The organism is Daquilactobacillus linshuiensis (assembly GCF_052828685.1).
Genome location: NZ_CM128255.1, coordinates 469665 through 487955, shown reverse-complemented (window position 1 = coordinate 487955; position 18291 = coordinate 469665). Strand labels below are relative to the sequence as shown.

At 30.2% G+C, this 18291-nt stretch carries 22 protein-coding genes and 1 other annotated feature; of the genes, 1 reads left to right on the top strand and 21 read right to left on the bottom strand.

Features of this window, described 5'->3' with window-relative positions:
* Positions 1–2: 2 nt before the first annotated feature.
* From ACUV9F_RS02600 to ACUV9F_RS02505, 20 genes are all read right to left on the bottom strand, one after another.
* Positions 3–731 (bottom strand): class I SAM-dependent DNA methyltransferase, encoded by a 729-nt coding sequence (locus ACUV9F_RS02600; protein WP_446184133.1) that lies wholly within the window; start codon positions 729–731, stop codon positions 3–5.
* Positions 731–1087 (bottom strand): ribosome silencing factor, encoded by a 357-nt coding sequence (gene rsfS / locus ACUV9F_RS02595; RefSeq protein ID WP_446184132.1) that lies wholly within the window; start codon positions 1085–1087, stop codon positions 731–733. Before rsfS ends, ACUV9F_RS02600 begins: the two co-directional genes overlap by 1 nt.
* 1 nt (position 1088) lies before the next feature.
* Positions 1089–1679 carry a bis(5'-nucleosyl)-tetraphosphatase (symmetrical) YqeK gene (gene yqeK, locus ACUV9F_RS02590; protein ID WP_446184131.1) on the bottom strand — a complete coding sequence of 197 codons (591 nt, stop codon included), beginning with the start codon at positions 1677–1679 and terminating at the stop codon, positions 1089–1091.
* Positions 1666–2307, bottom strand: coding sequence for a nicotinate-nucleotide adenylyltransferase (locus ACUV9F_RS02585; RefSeq protein ID WP_446184130.1), 642 nt, complete (start codon positions 2305–2307; stop codon positions 1666–1668). The genes yqeK and ACUV9F_RS02585 overlap by 14 nt, the downstream gene beginning before the upstream one ends.
* A gap of 11 nt (positions 2308–2318) precedes the next feature.
* A complete protein-coding gene (locus tag ACUV9F_RS02580) occupies positions 2319–2636 on the bottom strand; it encodes a YhbY family RNA-binding protein (RefSeq protein ID WP_446184129.1) in 318 nt (105 codons plus the stop codon).
* Entirely contained in the window at positions 2636–3751 is a 1116-nt protein-coding gene (gene yqeH / locus ACUV9F_RS02575) for a ribosome biogenesis GTPase YqeH (RefSeq protein WP_446184128.1), read from the bottom strand. The genes ACUV9F_RS02580 and yqeH overlap by 1 nt, the downstream gene beginning before the upstream one ends.
* Positions 3752–4270, bottom strand: coding sequence for a YqeG family HAD IIIA-type phosphatase (locus ACUV9F_RS02570; RefSeq protein ID WP_446184127.1), 519 nt, complete (start codon positions 4268–4270; stop codon positions 3752–3754).
* A 75-nt stretch (positions 4271–4345) separates the two neighbouring features.
* Positions 4346–4702, bottom strand: a complete 357-nt coding sequence (gene rplT, locus ACUV9F_RS02565; protein WP_446184126.1) for a 50S ribosomal protein L20 — start codon at positions 4700–4702, stop codon at positions 4346–4348.
* Positions 4703–4746: 44 nt separating this feature from the next.
* Positions 4747–4947: a 50S ribosomal protein L35 gene (gene rpmI / locus ACUV9F_RS02560; protein ID WP_446184125.1), complete on the bottom strand. Its 201-nt coding sequence runs from the start codon at positions 4945–4947 to the stop codon at positions 4747–4749.
* 17 nt (positions 4948–4964) lie between these two features.
* A complete protein-coding gene (gene infC / locus ACUV9F_RS02555) occupies positions 4965–5480 on the bottom strand; it encodes a translation initiation factor IF-3 (protein ID WP_446184124.1) in 516 nt (171 codons plus the stop codon).
* A 43-nt stretch (positions 5481–5523) separates the two neighbouring features.
* Positions 5524–5633: a sequence feature (ribosomal protein L20 leader region), on the bottom strand.
* Positions 5634–5678: 45 nt separating this feature from the next.
* Positions 5679–7619 carry a threonine--tRNA ligase gene (thrS, locus tag ACUV9F_RS02550; RefSeq protein WP_446184123.1) on the bottom strand — a complete coding sequence of 647 codons (1941 nt, stop codon included), beginning with the start codon at positions 7617–7619 and terminating at the stop codon, positions 5679–5681.
* A 268-nt stretch (positions 7620–7887) separates the two neighbouring features.
* Positions 7888–8826 (bottom strand): primosomal protein DnaI, encoded by a 939-nt coding sequence (dnaI, locus tag ACUV9F_RS02545; protein ID WP_446184122.1) that lies wholly within the window; start codon positions 8824–8826, stop codon positions 7888–7890.
* A 10-nt stretch (positions 8827–8836) separates the two neighbouring features.
* Positions 8837–10153 carry a DnaD domain protein gene (locus ACUV9F_RS02540; RefSeq protein ID WP_446184121.1) on the bottom strand — a complete coding sequence of 439 codons (1317 nt, stop codon included), beginning with the start codon at positions 10151–10153 and terminating at the stop codon, positions 8837–8839.
* Positions 10146–10640 (bottom strand): transcriptional regulator NrdR, encoded by a 495-nt coding sequence (gene nrdR / locus ACUV9F_RS02535; RefSeq protein WP_446184120.1) that lies wholly within the window; start codon positions 10638–10640, stop codon positions 10146–10148. Before nrdR ends, ACUV9F_RS02540 begins: the two co-directional genes overlap by 8 nt.
* A 100-nt stretch (positions 10641–10740) precedes the next feature.
* Entirely contained in the window at positions 10741–11337 is a 597-nt protein-coding gene (gene coaE, locus ACUV9F_RS02530) for a dephospho-CoA kinase (protein ID WP_446184119.1), read from the bottom strand.
* Positions 11337–12167, bottom strand: coding sequence for a DNA-formamidopyrimidine glycosylase (gene mutM, locus ACUV9F_RS02525; RefSeq protein ID WP_446184118.1), 831 nt, complete (start codon positions 12165–12167; stop codon positions 11337–11339). Before mutM ends, coaE begins: the two co-directional genes overlap by 1 nt.
* A 19-nt stretch (positions 12168–12186) precedes the next feature.
* Complete coding sequence (gene polA / locus ACUV9F_RS02520) at positions 12187–14838, bottom strand: DNA polymerase I (RefSeq protein ID WP_446184117.1); 2652 nt, start codon at positions 14836–14838, stop codon at positions 12187–12189.
* 81 nt (positions 14839–14919) lie between these two features.
* Entirely contained in the window at positions 14920–16248 is a 1329-nt protein-coding gene (murC, locus tag ACUV9F_RS02515) for a UDP-N-acetylmuramate--L-alanine ligase (RefSeq protein WP_446184116.1), read from the bottom strand.
* Positions 16249–16258: 10 nt separating this feature from the next.
* Entirely contained in the window at positions 16259–16873 is a 615-nt protein-coding gene (ytpR, locus tag ACUV9F_RS02510) for a YtpR family tRNA-binding protein (RefSeq protein ID WP_446184115.1), read from the bottom strand.
* A gap of 18 nt (positions 16874–16891) precedes the next feature.
* On the bottom strand, positions 16892–17215 hold the full coding sequence (locus ACUV9F_RS02505; RefSeq protein WP_446184114.1) for a thioredoxin family protein: 324 nt from the start codon (positions 17213–17215) through the stop codon (positions 16892–16894).
* A gap of 114 nt (positions 17216–17329) precedes the next feature.
* Here ACUV9F_RS02505 and ACUV9F_RS02500 point away from each other — a divergent pair, with 114 nt between their 5' ends.
* Positions 17330–17641 (top strand): hypothetical protein, encoded by a 312-nt coding sequence (locus ACUV9F_RS02500; protein ID WP_446184113.1) that lies wholly within the window; start codon positions 17330–17332, stop codon positions 17639–17641.
* Here the strand turns inward: ACUV9F_RS02500 and trmB are convergent.
* On the bottom strand, positions 17638–18282 hold the full coding sequence (trmB, locus tag ACUV9F_RS02495; RefSeq protein WP_446184112.1) for a tRNA (guanosine(46)-N7)-methyltransferase TrmB: 645 nt from the start codon (positions 18280–18282) through the stop codon (positions 17638–17640). The two genes, ACUV9F_RS02500 and trmB, sit on opposite strands and share 4 nt — an antisense overlap.
* Positions 18283–18291 lie beyond the last annotated feature (9 nt).

Here is an 18291-nt window from a genome sequence, read left to right as displayed (position 1 = left end):
CCCTACTTAGTACATTCAAAAAACCAGCGAGTAGCATGATCGTAGATAGCAGAATTACCAAAATCAGTAGTAACTTCTATATCCTTAAATCCCGCTTTTTTCAAATGATTTACATATACATCTAGTTCATAAGTTCTTTCATGATGTAATTCTTCAGAAACATCATATCCTTGAATATTTTCATTCCAAGAAAAAAATGTTAAGTCATGTTCAATACTATGCTCAAACTCTCCTTCATAGCTACTCCACATGAACGCATTTTCAGAATTTTTAAAGTTATACATGTATCCTGGAAAAATTGTATCCATTTGATAAAGAGAATGTGCATCAAATAAGTACTTTCCTCCATTATTTAAGTGAACAAATGCTTGATTAAATGCTTGTTGTAACTCATTTTCATTTTTTAAATAACAAATAGAATCATCAAAACAAGTAATTACATCATATTTTTCTAAACCTGTTAAATCAAGCATATCAATTTGTACTAAATCAAATAATAAATTGTTATCTTCTATTTTTTTTGCAGCGATTTCTAACATTTCATAAGACAAATCACTTGCCGTAACATTGTAACCAGATTTCTTTAATAGTATTGCTAAATCTCCAGTTCCACATGCAACCTCTAACAAGTCAGATTTATCACTTCTTTTTTCTACATAATTTTGCCATTTCTCATATAATGAATCATCCATCAATTCATTATATATTTCTGCAAATTTAGAATAAATCATTATTCGCTTACCCAATTAGATACATCAACTTCTTTAGCATCCGACCAAAGTTTTTCAAGATTATAAAATTCGCGTTCTTCATTTAAAAATACATGAATAATAACATCCCCTAAATCCATTAATATCCAACTAGAATCTTTTTTTCCTTCAATATGATTAACACGTAGACCATTTTCTTCAATTTTTTCTTCAATTGTATCAACAATCGCTCCAACTTGTCGTGATGAACTTGCATCCATTATTACAAAATAGTCGGCTACAATAGACATTTCTTGAATATCTAAAACTTTTATATCATTTGCATGTTTATCATCTGCTGCTTCTACAGCAAGTTTAGTTAGTTCTAATGATTCCAAATTAATTCTCCTCTACTACCCATTTATTATAACTATTAAGCATTTTTGGATAGATCTTTTTATTATTATTAATTAAATATTCTAAAGTATGTTTTAATTCAAAACTGACAGCATCATCTAAAGATTTTTCAGCAATTTTTCTGGCCATATCTACCTCAGGAAAATCTCTTGCATCTTCAATAAAGTCAGCAATAAAAACAATTTTATCTATATCAGTCATATATGGATCAGCAATGGTATGTTTTCTAATTGCATTAAGTATTATCTCATCATTAACATCCAATTCTTCACGAATAATATCTGCTCCAATACTGCCATGCCAAATCCCATTTCCGTAATTTAATAAATCTTCGTCTAAGTTAAATTTTTTTACTGCTTCAATAAATTTTTCTTTAGGCATCTGTTTACAATAATCATGTAAAAGCCCTGATATCCCAGCTCTTGTTATATTTGCATTAAATCTTATTGCCAATTCTTTTGATTTTTTTTCTACTCTTAAACAATGATTAAATCTATTTTCATCTAAATTTTTTCTTAATCTTTCAATAAAAAAATCACGGTTGTAACTTGATAAATTATCATAATTCTCCATTAGAATATAGTCCTTCTTTTTTTATATATTCTTCTACCTTTTTAGGGACCAAGTATTTGATAGTATGACCAGAATTCACTTTTTTTCTAATATCCGTTGAATTAATATTCATCAAAGGTGAATTGACCCAAATAACCGGATACTTTGTATCTTTTTCATAACCTGGTCTACATACTCCAACGAATTTCACCATTTGGCAAAGTTCATTAATATGATTCCAAGTTGGCAAATATTCAACCATATCTCCACCTATTATGAAATAAAAATCTATATCTGGATTGGCCTTTTTTAATAGTTTAATTGTTTCATATGTATAACTTATTCCACCCTTATTAATCTCTGTCAAATCAAGTTTAAAGTTTGGATTATCTTCAATTGCTAACCTCACCATTTCTACACGATGAAGCGGTTCAATCGTTTCTTTTTTGTCAACATGAGGGGGAATATTATCAGGAATAAACCATATTTCATCAAGAGATAGTTGATCTAAAACTTGTTGTGCCATAACTAAGTGAGCAAGATGAGGAGGATTAAATGTACCTCCAAATAATCCGACTAACTTTTTATTATTTGCAGTACTTTTTAAAGTTTTAGTTTTAACTTGATTTGAAATAACTACTGAAGACATATTTTAACCTCTTATCTTAAATTTTCCAGTTCAACAGAAATTTTTCGATTAGATTCTTTAGGCGCTTTTTTAAATAAAATTATTTTGGAACCTATAACTTGTACTAACTTTATTGCAGGATCAAAATTTTCTAAACTATCTAATAATTCATTAGAATTTACATCAGTATTTTGAAGTAAACTTACTTTAATTAATTCTCTTTTATCAATTAAATCAACTAATTGTTGCAGTGTAGTTTGTGAAAGGCCCATTTTTCCAATTTGCATAACTGGTTTAATCGTCTGAGCTTTACTCATTAAAAATTTTCTCTGTTTTGTTTTAAATATCATTATACAATTGCCTTTCTCAAAGTTATTTCAACGCCCTTAGGAGCATACGCTTTAATTGTAATACCTGCTGGAATTGTTATCCAACCTAATCCTGCAATAACGACATCAGATTTTTCTGTCGCTTTAAATTTAAACATTTGCATCTCTGGTAATGTTTGAGGATCATAAGGGGGATTTAAAATATCAGCTTTATGGTTTTTATAAAATTCATCTGCATTTTCAAGTTTTGTTCTATGTATTAACAAATTATTATCAACATAAACAATTGCACTAGTCTTTATATCATCAATAAAGTCAATTCTGGCAAGGCCAGCAATGAATAATGTCTGCAATCCTCTTAGCTGATATACTTTAGGCTTTATTTCAGTACTAGGGGTAACTTCTTTTAACTCTTTTTTATTTAAAAAATGAGCTAGTTGATAGTTATGAATTATCCCTGGAGTATCGATTAACATAGCTCCATCATCTAAAGGAATTTCAATCCTGTCTAAAGTTGTACCTGGAAATCTTGAAGTAGTGACTAAATTCTTTATGTTAGAACTCATGGATATTATAGAATTTACCAAAGTAGACTTACCAACATTAGTTGTACCTACAATATATACATCTTTATTGCCTCGATATTTATTAATCAAAGATAATAAATCATCTAAGTTAGTATTTTTTTTTGCAGATATTAAAATTTCAGCAACTGGATTTAATCCATCATTTTGAGCTTGCCTATGAAACCAGCGTTTCAATTTATCTCTATTAACAGATTTAGGCAACAAATCTTCTTTATTTGCCACTAGAATCATCTTATTATTGCCAATAAATCTTTGAATTCCAGGAATAACACTTCCGTTATAATCAAAAATATCAATTAAATTTACAACAAGTGCATCCTCATCACTAATTTTATTTAAAATACTTAAAAATTCAGAATCATCTAATTCAACATCCATTATGTCATTATAATTTCTTAGTCTAAAGCACCTTTGACAATAAAGTTCCTGTTCATCTGATTCAATATATTTTTTTAAAGTATTTTCAGGTAAATACCCCGCTTTTGTTTTTTCTGTAGTTTGTAATTTAGATCCACATCCTACACAATATAAATCTTGATTGTTATCCAATTAGATATTTTCCTTCCAAGTTAATTTATATATTTTATTTATTAATTTTAATAAAGGACGCTCAAAAAATCTATTTACACGGGTTTTTCTTAAATCTGTATCCACAAGCGGCTTAACTAATACTGTTTTTACTCCCGATAAATTTCCTGCAATAATATCTGTTAGCAGTTGATCCCCAACAAAAAGAACACGTTTTTTTGAGACACTACTCAAATTTACAAAATTTTTGATTGCAAAAGGTAATGGTTTTTTTGCACGAGAAATAATTTTTACATCCAATGATTCTACTGCTTTATGAATTCTTGTATGATTGTTATTCGATACAATTACTAATTCTATATGATATTTATTTAGCTCTCTTACCCAATCAATTAATTCTTGTGATGGTTCTGACGAATTCCATGGAATTAAAGTATTATCTAGGTCACTTAGTATATGAGTTATACCCATTAATTTGAGTTTCTCAGGTTTTAAGTTAAATGTATTATTTATCATATAAGTTGGTTTTACGATTGCCATATAAGAACCTCATCTATTTACTTAATAAAAAAAACGCAATTTGGCTTTTCCAAATTACGTTCAGCGTGTGATTGATTAAGCCAAAGCTTTTTTGGCAGCTTCAACAAGACTTGCAAATGCTTTTTCATCTGTATACGCAAGATCAGCTAGCATTTTACGGTTAATATCTATACCTGCTACTTTTAGTCCATGCATTAATTTGCTGTAGCTAATATCATTCATACGAGCAGCAGCATTGATACGTGCAATCCATAATTTACGGAAGTCACGTTTTCTTTGACGACGATCACGGAATGCATAACGGTATGAGTTCATAATTTGAGTATGAGCTGCTTTAAATTGAATATGTTTTGAACCGCGATATCCTTTTGCTAATTTTAATGTCTTTTTACGACGTTTACGAGTTACTGTTCCACCTTTAACACGGGGCATAGTAATTCCTCCTTATTTGTACTTGTTTTATAAATTAATAGATATTACTTCATTTGTGACAACATTTGTCTGATACGTTTCATATCGCTACTTGAAACCATTGCTGATTTTCTTAATTGACGACGTTGTTTAACAGTCTTTCCATGGAAACGGTGACTTGTAAAAGCATGACTTCTTTTAAGACCACCATTAGCTGTTTTTTTGAAACGTTTTGCTGAAGCGCGATGTGTTTTTTGCTTAGGCATAAAAAAATGACCTCCAATTATTTCTTATTAGCATCTGTTTTTTTGATCGGATCGAGCATCAAGAACATACTTCTGCCATCCATCTTAGGTTTAGTTGTTACAGTTGCAACATCCTTAGTTTTATCAGCCATACGATCTAATACTTCTTTACCAATCTCTTTATGAGTAATGGCGCGGCCTTTAAATCTAATAGATACTTTAACTTTATCACCTTTTTCTAAGAATTTAACGGCATTTTTAAGTTTAGTATCAAAATCGTTTTGTCCAATGGTTGGACTTAAACGAATTTCTTTGATGTTGACAATCTTTTGTTTCTTTCGTGCCTCACGGTTTTTCTTTTGTAATTCAAAACGGTATTTACCGTAATCCATGATACGAGCAACCGGTGGCTTGGCGTTTGGTGAAACAAGAACAACATCCAAGTTTGCTTTTTCTGCTAGTTCAAGTGCTTCTGCTTTTGTTTTAACACCCAATTGATCCCCTGTTGCAGAAATCAGTCTTAACTCACGGGCACGAATACTATCGTTAACCATCAAATCTTTTGCTATTGTTACTCACCTCCGAGTGATTTAGAAAACCTACAAAAAAACGTAGGCGTAAAACGCCCACGTTTAACATATAACTACTTGTTATAAACCTAGAGGTCATATGACTTAGGCGAGAAACGGGCGTTTCTACTTAATCTCAATAAATATATTAAACACTATTAGTTATTTTCTGTCAATACTTAATTAAGATTCACGACTATAATTTTCAATATCTGCTCTAACACTTCCAATGAACATTTCCTTATTCATTGAATTTGTGCTTTCTTCACCATATTTTCTCACAGAAACCTGTGCACTATTTGCTTCATCATCACCAACTACGACTGTATATGGTATTTTATTTGTTTGAGCCTCACGAATCTTGTATCCCATTTTTTCATTACGATCATCAATTGATACACGAATACCCTTTTCAGCTAGTTCTTTTCTTAGTTCTTCCGCATATTCTGAATGAAGATCTAAATTAACAGGAATAATCTTCACTTGTGTTGGTGCTAACCAAGTTGGAAATGCACCTTTATACATTTCAATTAGGTAAGCAATAAATCTTTCCATTGTTGAAACGATTCCTCTATGAACCATAACTGGACGATGTTCTTCACCATCTGCACCAACATATGTTAGTTCAAATTGTTCAGGTTGCATAAAGTCTAGTTGAATTGTAGATAATGTTTCCTCATTACCTAGTGCTGTTTTTGTTTGTACGTCAAGTTTTGGACCATAAAATGCAGCTTCACCTTCAGCTTCATAATATTCCAACCCAAGATCATCCATAGCACCTTTTAACATTGATTGAGAAGTATTCCACATTTCATCATCGTCAAAATATTTTTCCGTATTTTTAGGATCACGATAACTTAAACGGAATGTATAGTCTTTAATGTCAAAGTCATTGTATACTTCCATCATTAATTGAAGTGTACGCTTAAATTCATCTTGCACTTGATCAAGTGCAATAAATGTATGTCCGTCATTTAGTGTCATTTCACGAACACGTTGCAAACCAGATAATGCTCCAGATTTTTCATAACGGTGCATCATTCCTAGTTCTGCTATACGGACAGGTAATTCACGATATGAACGAATATGATGTTTATATATTTGAATATGTGAAGGACAGTTCATTGGACGAAGTTCTAACATCTCTCCGTCCCCCATATCCATTGGTGGAAACATATCTTCACGATAATGTGCCCAGTGACCGGATGTTTTATATGCATTTAAGTTCATTAAAATTGGTGTATATACGTGTTGATATCCCCATGCCACTTCTTTATCTATAATATATCTTTCTAATACACGACGAACTGTTGCACCATTAGGCATCCAGTATGGAAGACCTGCTCCAACTTCAGGATCAACGAAGAATAAGTCTAAGTCTCTTCCTAAAGTTCTATGGTCACGTTCTTTTATTTCTTCTCTACGTTTTAAATCATCATTTAAATCTGATTCATTGAAGAATGCAGTTCCGTAAATTCTTTGAAGCATTGGATTACTTGATTTACCTTGCCAATATGCACCAGCAACGGATAGTAACTTAAAGAATTTAACGTCACTTGCTTTTGGCATTAAAGCATTAAACCCAAAATCTACATAATTTCCCATCTTGAATACTGGAATTTGAACAGAATCAATTGATTTTAATTGAAGCATTTTATATTTATCATCTTTGAATATTTCTTCAAGTTCCGTTTTATCCATCAATTGTCTTTCAATTGGTGAATTTTGTTTTATTATCTTATTCATTTCAACTGAAATATCTTCCAATTGATCAACTGAAATTTGTGTACCTTCTTTATCTGTATCATAGAAGAAGCCATCTTCATTTGAACTATGTTCCCCAAAACTAATTTCAGGAAATAGATTCTTTGTTGCATATCCAAAAAGGTAGGCTACAGTATTACGAAGAACTTCTAAAGCTTCCTCATTTTCACTTGTCAAAATTTCAATATTACCATTTTGATTAATTGATCTATTCACATCAATCAAAGTACCATTAAGTTTTCCTGCAATCGCATTCTTACCTAATGACGTACTTATCGAAGAAGCCACTTCTTTAACAGTTATTTCACTATTAAATTCTTTCTTTGAATTATCTGGAAAAACTAACTCTAAATCTGCCATAAAATATCCCTCCAATTTTTTGGACAACAAAAAGTCCCTTGGATCAATGATCCAAGGGACGTAATCTCTACGCGGTTCCACCCACATTAAAACAATAATTATTGTTTCATCTCTAAAATGATATCGGTATTAAAACCAGACTATTTAATTTTATAGAAAGTGGTAAAACCAATTAATAATGAGTTGCTTTCAGTTATGCAATCTCTCCCTGCGCTTTAATTGATATGCTGTCTTTCTGGCTATATCATAACCGGTTAATTTCAAAAAATCAATACTCAATTTGATTTTTTAGTCGTTGATTTTCTCCTGAGATTGTAATTTCACGACTTAGATATTTAATTCTTTGCATTATTCTTTGAGCTTTAATCGGTTCTTCGGCCGATTTTGTAATGGATAAGTGCTTTTGCAAATCTTCCATTGAAAAATTTGAACTAAAAAAGGTGGGAAGTTGTTCTTGCATTCTAAATTGTAAAACCACTCCTAAAACTTCATCTCTAATCCAAGCAGAAACAGAATCTGCACCAATGTCATCAATCATTAACACAGAAGTTTTTTTAAGCTTTTCCAACTTTGAAGTGACTAGATTATCCGTAATCGCAGATTTCATATCAACAGCAAAAGTAGGAAAATGTAGTAACGCCACATCAACATTTTGTTGAGCTAATTCATTAGCAATGGCCCCTAAAAGATATGTTTTTCCAACTCCAAAATCTCCTGATAAGTACAGTCCAGGTGCAAATGTATTTTTTTCAAAATAGGTTTCTAAAAATTTATTAGCAGCAGCAAATGCTTTTGCCCTGCCAATTTTATTTCTTTGAGGATAATTCATTAAACTAGCGGTTCTGATATCTGCGGGAAGATTGATTAATTCAAAATTTTTCTTGAATCTATCACTTTCTCTTTTTTGCTGCATTGTCGTGTCTGGAACATATACAACATCCACTGTATTATGATTAACCGTCAATTTTGGAGAATATCCTTTAGCAAAAGAGCTCTTTCCACTTTCAATTTTTCTTTTTTCCTGAACAAATTCATAAATTCTAGCAGCACTTCTTTGTAAATTTTGTTCAGTTATTTCATTTGCGTGTTCTGATAAAAAAACTTTTACCTCTTCATCATTAATTGAGTCACCAATTAAATCTCTGTACTGATTTTGCCAATTTCTTTGAATCATTTCTTTTTGTATATCTTCACCCATATTTTTCATAAACTATCTCCTATTTTGATTGTCCTTCATGCAACTTTTTCAATCGCCTATTTGCTTCGTTTATAAGGGTATCAGGATCAAAATTTTCTTCTTTTGATGGGTTAACTTTATTCCAATCAGTTCCTTGTTCCACCTTTAAAGTTTTATTACTTCGGCGCTTGTTATTACTACCACTCTCAAAATCATTTATTCTTTTCAAAGCATTTTCAGCTGTATTTACACCATTTTGTGACCAGTCATTCGCCACAGTTTCAACAAGTCCATCACTTAAGGTTGGTGATTTCTGTAACACATAATGAATAAGCATATTAACTACTTCATCAGGTAAAACATGTCTATTCTGTAATTTTCTTAAGACCCTAGTCTCGCTAGTTCCAACAAAACCATTTTTTTGATTTTTCTCATATGCTAAAAATTCGCTTGGAATTAACTCATTTGCTTTATTTATTAGGGGATTACTTGATTGATTTTTATTAGTCTTTTCAGTAATTACTTTTTCAGTAATATTAATCCTGTTCTCGTATTTTTTTTGTGCAAATCTATTCAATTTTTTTATATCAATCGAATGATCCGATAAATTTATTGATTTTGCAATAAGCATTGACAATTCAAGTTCATCTAATCCATAAAAAACGTGTAATTCGTATAATTCTTCTTCATTTTTTTCTAATTCTTTACTTGTAATACCATATTGAGAAGTTAGTTGTCCTAAAAAACTCCAATCTATTAAGTTATTATTCGACTTAATTGAAGGAGTGTTGTTTTTTTGAACTATTATCTCCTTTTGTGTTTCTTGAATTATATCTGGTGTTTCCAATATATCTTGATTTGACAATTTAAAAACGTCCAAAAACGATTTTGTTATATCACGACTATCACTTAATATATTATTTTGAACTTTATATTTTTTTGAAAGTTCTTCAAACGCGGCTTGTCCAATTTTTTCTAGTAGTAAAACACTCAATAAATTCTCATTAAAAAAATCCCTTGGTGATAATGGATTATGTAATTCATAAATATAATATTCACCTAATTGATCTTCATTTTCATACGTTTTTAATAAGCCTAAAGCCTCTAATTTAATTCTTACTTGATAAAAAACTCTTGCATCACAGTCAAGTAATGAAAGTAATTGAGAATGACTAGGTCGCTGAGAAACTATATACTTTTTGTGTGATTCATTCCATAACAACAAATAAAGGCCAATCGCAACTGGCCCAACTAATGGTTGATATAAATCTATTAAATTTTTTGTTTCAACATCGCTAAGTTCAGAATATTTTAAAATTAAAAAACCTGACATAGGATTAATTGAATTTTCAACCATTATTTTCCTCACTATTACTCTTTGAATTAATATTACCATTTGCCATTAAATCTTTTACTTCTTGCATAAAAACATTCATATCTTTAAATTCACGATATACACTTGCAAATCTAATATAAGTAACATCATCTATTTTGGCTAATTTTTTCATGACATGTTCACCAATTTCTTGAGAACGAATTTCACTTTCGCCAAGAGCGCGTAGTTCATTTTCAACTTGATTTACAACTTGTCTCATTTGATCAATTGATATTGGTCTTTTTTCAGCCGCTCTTACTAATCCACGTAAAAGTTTATCTCCACTGAATTCTTCTCGATTACCATCTTTTTTAATTACTAATAATGGAGATTCTTCAACCTTTTCAAATGTTGTAAACCTAAAACCACAGTTTTCGCATTCTCTACGTCTTCTTATTGCACGTCCTTCATCACTTGGACGACTGTCTACAACTCTAGATGAATTTTTATGACAATGTGGACACATCATAATTTTTTATCCTCTATTTATTAGTATTAATTATTCAATATTATACCTTATCGAATATATAGTTATCAAAATCTTAAGTTAAAATAATAAAACTTCTCTTTTATTTCTTTAGTTCATGCAATAACTTATTTACTTGGTCATTTATGTTTTCTATCTCTGAATTCGAGTTATTAATAATATAGTCAGATTTATCTTTTTTTTCATCTAGAGACATTTGAGAATTTATTTTTTTTTCAGCAAATTCTTTTTCAATATTATCTCTTTTCATTAATCTTTGAATCTGAGTTTGATTGTCTACATATACTAAAATTGTACCATCAAAATATTTTTCATAATTTTGTTCAAAAAGTAGCGGAATCTCCATAAAATAGATTCTTTCACTATTTTCTTTATGATATCTATCAATTAATTTTACGATTTTCTTTTTTATAGTTGGTCCCATTATTGAATTTAATAAATTCAACTTACTTTTATCATTAAAAACAATTTCACCTAATTTAAAACGATCAATTTTATTTTTATCAATTACTTCTTCACCAAATATCTCAGATATCTTTTTTATTATTTCAGGGCTATCACCAACTTGATGTGCTATCTCATCAGCATCAAATACCTTAAAATCCTTATTTCTTATGATTTCACTAATATAGGATTTTCCTGAAGCTATTCCACCAGTTATTCCAAAAATTTTTGACATTATTTCACCAATTTTTGACAGTTAGGGCAAAAATGAGTTCCTCTGCCGCCAACTTTTATTTTTTCTATTTTTACGCCACATCGCTCGCAAGGCTCCCCTTGTCTTCCATATACATTAAGCTGTAACTGAAATTGTCCTGATTTCCCTCGGGAATCAACATAGCTTCTTATAGTTGTTCCCCCAGCTTCAATAGCCGTTTTTATTTCTTTATTCGATGAATTTATTATTTTTTTAATTTCTGAGTTTGTTAGCATAACTGCGCTTGTCTCCGGATGGATTTTACTCATCCAAAGAACTTCATCAACATATATATTGCCTAAGCCAGAAATCACGGTTTGATCCAGTAATACTGTTTTGATATTTTTTTTGTGTTTTGTAATTCTAGGATAAATATTATCGAAAACAAAATCATCACTAAGTGGTTCAGGGCCAAGTTTTTGGAGTGATTTATCTTTATTAAGTTCACTAGTCTTAACTAGTTTCATCCTTCCAAATTTTCTTACATCCCTATAGCCAAGCATAGTTTTGTCTGTAAAATGAAAAATAACGTGAACATGTTTATCAAAATTTTCAACATTATCTCTAACTTGATATTTACCTTCCATTCTCAAGTGACTTATCATTGAATATTCATTATCAAAATCAAATATCAAGAACTTAGCTCTTCGCCTTATATTAATTAATTTTGCACCACTTAGAATCTCTAAAAATAACTCAGTATTTCCTTCAATAATATTTGGATATCTTATTTCAATACTATGTATTGTCTTATTTTTTACTAATTGTACTAAACCTTTTCTTACAGTCTCAACTTCAGGCATTTCTGGCATAAATATCACCTATTTTCTATTATTTTGCATCATACCAAGTTTTTCCATGTGATGTCTCAACTTTTAACGGTACATCTAGTCTAATAGCAGAGTCCATTGTCTTAGGTACAATGTTTTCCAAAATTTCTATTTCATTTTTTGGAACTTCAAATATTAACTCATCATGTACTTGTAATAACATTTTTGATTTTAAATTATTCTTCTTTAAAACATTTTGCATATTTATCATAGCCACTTTAATAATATCAGCCGCACTCCCTTGAATAGGTGTATTCATGGCTGTTCTTTCGGCAAATGATCTTATACTAAAGTTCTTTGCATGAATATCTGGCAAATATCTTCTTCTATGCATTAAAGTTTCAACATATCCATTATCTTGAGCAAATTTAATCATATCATCCATATATTTTTTTACGCCTGGATATTGTTCAAAATATGCAGCAATAAATTTACTTGCTTCTTTTCTAGTAATTCCAATATTTTTTGCCAATCCATAATCACTAATTCCATATACTATTCCAAAATTAGTTGCCTTGGCTTTTCTTCTCATATCAGGAGTAACTTCATCAACAGAATTCAAGTCAAATATGTTCATTGCCGTATGTGCATGAATGTCATAGTTATCTTTAAATGCTTTTTGCATATTTTCATCACCTGAAATATGTGCTAATACTCTTAATTCAACTTGAGAATAATCAGATGAGAAAATCTCCCAATCATCTTGCTCTGGTAAAAAGGCTTTTCTTATTTTTTTCCCTTCATCAATTCTTATTGGAATATTTTGAAGATTTGGCTCTATTGATGAAAGTCGTCCCGTTTGAGTTAATGTTTGGATATATCTTGTATGAACTTTATTATCTGGTTGAATTACTTTTAACAATCCTGTTACATAAGTTGATTGAATCTTTGATATTTGACGATATTTCAAAACATCTCGAGCTACAGGTGATATTAATTCTAATTGTTCTAATACCTCAACAGAAGTGGAATACCCTGTTTTCGTCTTTTTTATAGGTTTAAGTCCCATATGCTCAAATAAAACTACGCCTAATTGTTTAGGTGAATTAATATTAAATTCTTCACCAGCTTCTTCATAAATATCTTTTTGAATTTCTTCTAATCTTTTTCCTAAATCATTTTGCATTTGTAACAAAGTCTGAGCATTTACAGTGATTCCTTGTACCTCCATATCAGCTAGTACCTTTGCTAAAGGAATCTCGATTTCATCAAATAGACTATCTTGGCTATTTTCCTTAAGTAGGTTTAAAAATTTATCTTTCAATTCTTTTATTGCATTCAGTTTAAATGATATAAATCTGTATAATTCTTTACTTTCTGTCGGCAACGCCCTCTTAGCACCTTTACCATAAAATTCTTCCTCAGTTTCTAAGTAGGAAATGTCACAATTTTTCGCAATAGTTCCAAAATCAGATTGATTACTATTTTTATCGAGTAAATATGCGGCTAATAATAAATCAAAGGAAGCACCCGAAAAATTAATATCATATTTTTTTAATGCTACAATGGTTTTCTTCAAATCAAAGATATTTTTTTCAATATTTTCATCTTCTAACCAATTTTTAAAAGCAGGGTTTGTAAGAAGTGAAACATCATCCGTAACAAAATATTTATCATCAGTTCCTAATCCAACTCCTATTATGGAGTCTAAATGATAATTGTCCCCATAAACTTCTACATGTAAATACTTAGTTTTTTTATTATTTAAAATTTCAACAATATTATCATTGTTTAATATTTCAAAGTTTATCTTTGATTCATTTTTTCCCTCACTGGTTGTATCAATGCGCGACAAAAAAGATTTAAAGTCCATTTCTTTATAAAATTTTATTAATTCATCAATATTATCGCCTTCATATTTAGTATCATCTAAATTAATCTCAATGGGAACTTCCAAATTTATAGTCGCTAATTTTTTACTCATAAATGCCTTATCTTTATCATTTATAAGGTGTTCTCTTAATTTACTTTTTTTCATTTCATCGACATGTTCATAAAGATTTTCAACAGACCCATACTCATTTATAAGCTTAATAGCGGTTTTTTCACCAACTTTTTCAACTCCAGGATAATTATCAGATGTATCACCCATTAGTCCCTTAATATCAATAATTTGCTTAGGCTCAACTCCTAGTTTTTCTAAAACATGATCAGGCGTATATTTTTCCAATTCAGAAACACCCTTAACAGTTACAGCAACTGTAATATTATTAGTTGTTAATTGTGTTAAATCCTTATCCCCTGTGACAATAACTGTTTCAAATCCTTCACTTTGTCCTAATCGAGACATAGTTCCAATGATATCATCAGCTTCAAAATTCTCTAACTCATAATTTTTTATCCCTCTAGCTTGTAATAATTCTTTAATATATGGAAGTTGCTCCATTAATTCTGAAGGTGTTTTTGACCTTGTTCCCTTGTAATCGTCAAACATTTCTGTTCTAAATGTTGTTTTTCCTGCATCAAAGGCAACCAACATATGTGTTGGATTTTCACTTTTTAAAATAGCCTCCAACATATTATTAAAAACATAGATAGCATTAGTATGTAATCCTTCAGAGTTTGTAAACTTATCTAAAACATTATGCATCGCAAAAAATGCTCTGAAGGCTACACTATTTCCATCTACTAAAACTAATTTATTTTTGACCATTATTTAACCTCTAATTATTTAATATACTAATTCTAACAAAAAAACAAAAAAGAAGTGATTAATTCAATCACTTCTTTTTTGTTATTGATTATTAGGAATCAACGTACTCAATAATTTTTCATACTCAATTTCATATTTTTGAACATCACCTGCACCCATAAATACCATAACAGCATTCTCATAGTCTAGTAATGGAGACATATCTTCTAATTTTAGAACACTACCGCCCTTATGTATCTTATTTCCTAAATCTGCACTAGAAATATTTCCTTGCTTTTCTCTAATAGATCCAAAGATATCTGTTAAATAAACTTTATCAGCTAAATCTAAGCTCTTGGCAAATTCATCCATTAAAGCCAAAGTTCTCGTATAAGTATGAGGTTGAAAAACGGCTATTATTTCACGTTCTGGATACTTTTGTCTTGCAGCATCAAGAGTTGCTTTGATTTCTTGTGGATGATGAGCGTAGTCGTCAATAATAACCATGTTATCCACTTTTTTCTCACTAAATCTGCGTTTTACACCGTGAAAAGATTGTAATTCTTCATTTACTTTTTTTGAATCAATATTTTCCAAAAAACTAACACCTATTACGGCTAAGGAATTCAAAATATTATGTTCTCCAAAAATAGGTATTTCAAAGTTCCCTATCTTTTTGCCACCATGCAATACATCAAACGCAGATCCTGTTGTAGTTCTAGTAATATTTACAGCTTGAAAATCGTCCGTTTCTTTTAAACCATAATAATAAATAGGAACATCAGCCTTAATTTTTCTTAGATAAGGGTCATCACCCCAAGCAAAGATTGCTTTTTTTACTTTTCTTGCTTCGGACTCAAAAGCATCAACAACATCATCTATCCCAGTATAATAATCTGGATGATCATAATCAATATTGGTCATTATCAAATAATCAGGTTCATATGCTAAAAAATGACGTCTATACTCATCAGCTTCAAAAACAAAAAATTTAGAATTTTCTATTCCTTTACCAGAACCATCACCAATTAAATATGATGTTTTTTCTATTCCACTTAGCACATGAGCCATTAGTCCGGTTGTACTGGTTTTACCATGAGAACCAGCAATTCCAATCGATGTATAATTATTCAATAATTCCCCTAAGAAATCTGTATATTTAATAACTTCAATATCATTATCTATTGCTGCTTGAATTTCTACATTTGTATTGTCAAAAGCATTACCTTTTATTACAGTTATTCCCTTTTTTATATTCTGTTCACTAAAGGGAAAAATCTTAATACCGGCTTTTTCTAATCCTCTTTGAGTAAATGTATATTTTTCAATATCTGAACCTTGAACTGTATATCCAAGATCATTCATCACAAGTGCTAGTGCACTCATACCTGTTCCTTTTATACCGACAAAATGAAATACTTTATTTTCCATATTACTATCCTTAAATGTTAAAATTAAAAGCTGTACCCGGAACTTCTTTTTCGTCCAATACTAAAATACCACGCTCTTTAGGTGCATTAGGTAAATCAAGTTCACTTGCTGAACAAACCATTCCGTAACTTTCAACTCCACGTAACTCACCAGGCCAAATAATCTTGCCAGTTGGCATCACAGCACCAGTAAGTGCTACAACTACGTTTTGACCTTTATCAATATTAGGTGCACCACAAACTATTTGTAAGTCTTCACTTTCTCCAACATTTATTTTTGTAATATGTAAATGATCAGAATCGGGATGTTCACTAATTTCATCAACATGTCCTACAACAAATTTAGTTTTTTTATCAATAGTTAAAATATCAGAAAAACCATTATCGCTTATAATATTGTTTACAATTGAAACTTGTGATTCATCTAGTTTAACTTGTCCAGATGACATTAAATTTAACTTATCTTTAACATTTTTTATGTTAAGCCCAATTAATTTTTGAGTTTTTTTGTCAAAGATTCTTGTAACATCACCTTTAGTTTCAAAAGCCTGTTCCTTTGAATCTTCATTTACAATAATTAACAAAATATCGCCTAATGTCTTAGGATTAAAAAAACTTAATAGCATAATTACACCTTTTTCTATTTATTTAGGAAGAGTATCAATGAATGCTTCGACCTCTTCTTTTGTTTTTCTATCTTTATTTACAAGTCTACCAATTTCTTCACCATTATCAAAGGCCACAAAACTAGGAATTCCCATAACTCGCAATTCACGCGCAATATCCATATTTGCATCTCTGTCTACTTCAATCCATTTATAGTTACTATTTTCCTTTTCAATTTCTGGCATTCTTGGCTTTATAAAACGGCAATCAGAGCACCATGTTGCTGTAAAAAATAACATAACACGATCGTCACCAATAACTTTTTTTAATTCATTTTCATTATATTCGTTAAACTGTTTCATAAGTAATACCTCCTCAAGATATAGTACTTTTTTATTTTTTTAGGTCAATTTAGATTACTTATATTGATTTATATTGTAAAATGAAAACGCAAACATTAGAAAAGAGGTAATATAATGACGAAAAAATTTCTTTCAACAGTAGTAGTTGGCTCAGCAATTATCGCAACTGGCATATCTACAATGCTTTTAAAGCACAAAACAGATAGCAAAAAAGCAATCGAATCAGCAAAAGAAAAAATAGGTAGCGATAAAAATTTCATTAGTTCTTGGAGTGAACCTTTTTATCAAAAAGTAAATATTGATGGAAAAGATAGATATTGCATAGTTGGTGGTATCAACGTTATGGAAAACTTTGAGATAATTCAATACCACTTTTTGGCAGATACTTTAAGTGGAAAATTGATAGACTTGAAAAAAACTAATTAATTAAATTGGGCATTGAGATAATATATTCTCTGCCCTTTTTTTGTAAACTTTTGCTCATATTCTGTTTCAACATTGTCTTCCATAAGTTCGTCATTGTTATGCAAATCTAAACTAATCTTATCAAAATTCATACCAAATCCATTTAAGCTGGTTAAAGAATATTCAAATAACCCTTGATTATCTGTTTTAAACTGTAAAAAACCGTTATCTCTAACTACTTCTTTATACTGGCTTAAAAATGTTTTATATGTCAATCTTCTCTTTTCGTGTCGTGTCTTTGGCCATGGATCAGAAAAGTTCAAATATAACTTATCTATTTCATTTTTAGCAAAATATTCATTCAAATTTCTACCATTAGCCAGTAGTAACTGCAGATTAGGTAGTTTTAGGTCTAATTGTTTTTTTAAAATCAAAGCAATAGCAGCTTCTTGAACTTCCATTGCTATAAAATTAATATTTGGATATTTTTGAGCCATTTTGACTATAAACTGTCCCTTACCAGATCCAACTTCTAATTGTATAGGCTGATTTTTTTCAAATCTTGTCTCCCATTTACCAGATATTTTTAACGGATCTACTAAAATATATTGAGAATTATCTTCAATCAGCGTTTTAGCCCACGGCTTATTTCTAAGTCTCATAATAAATTC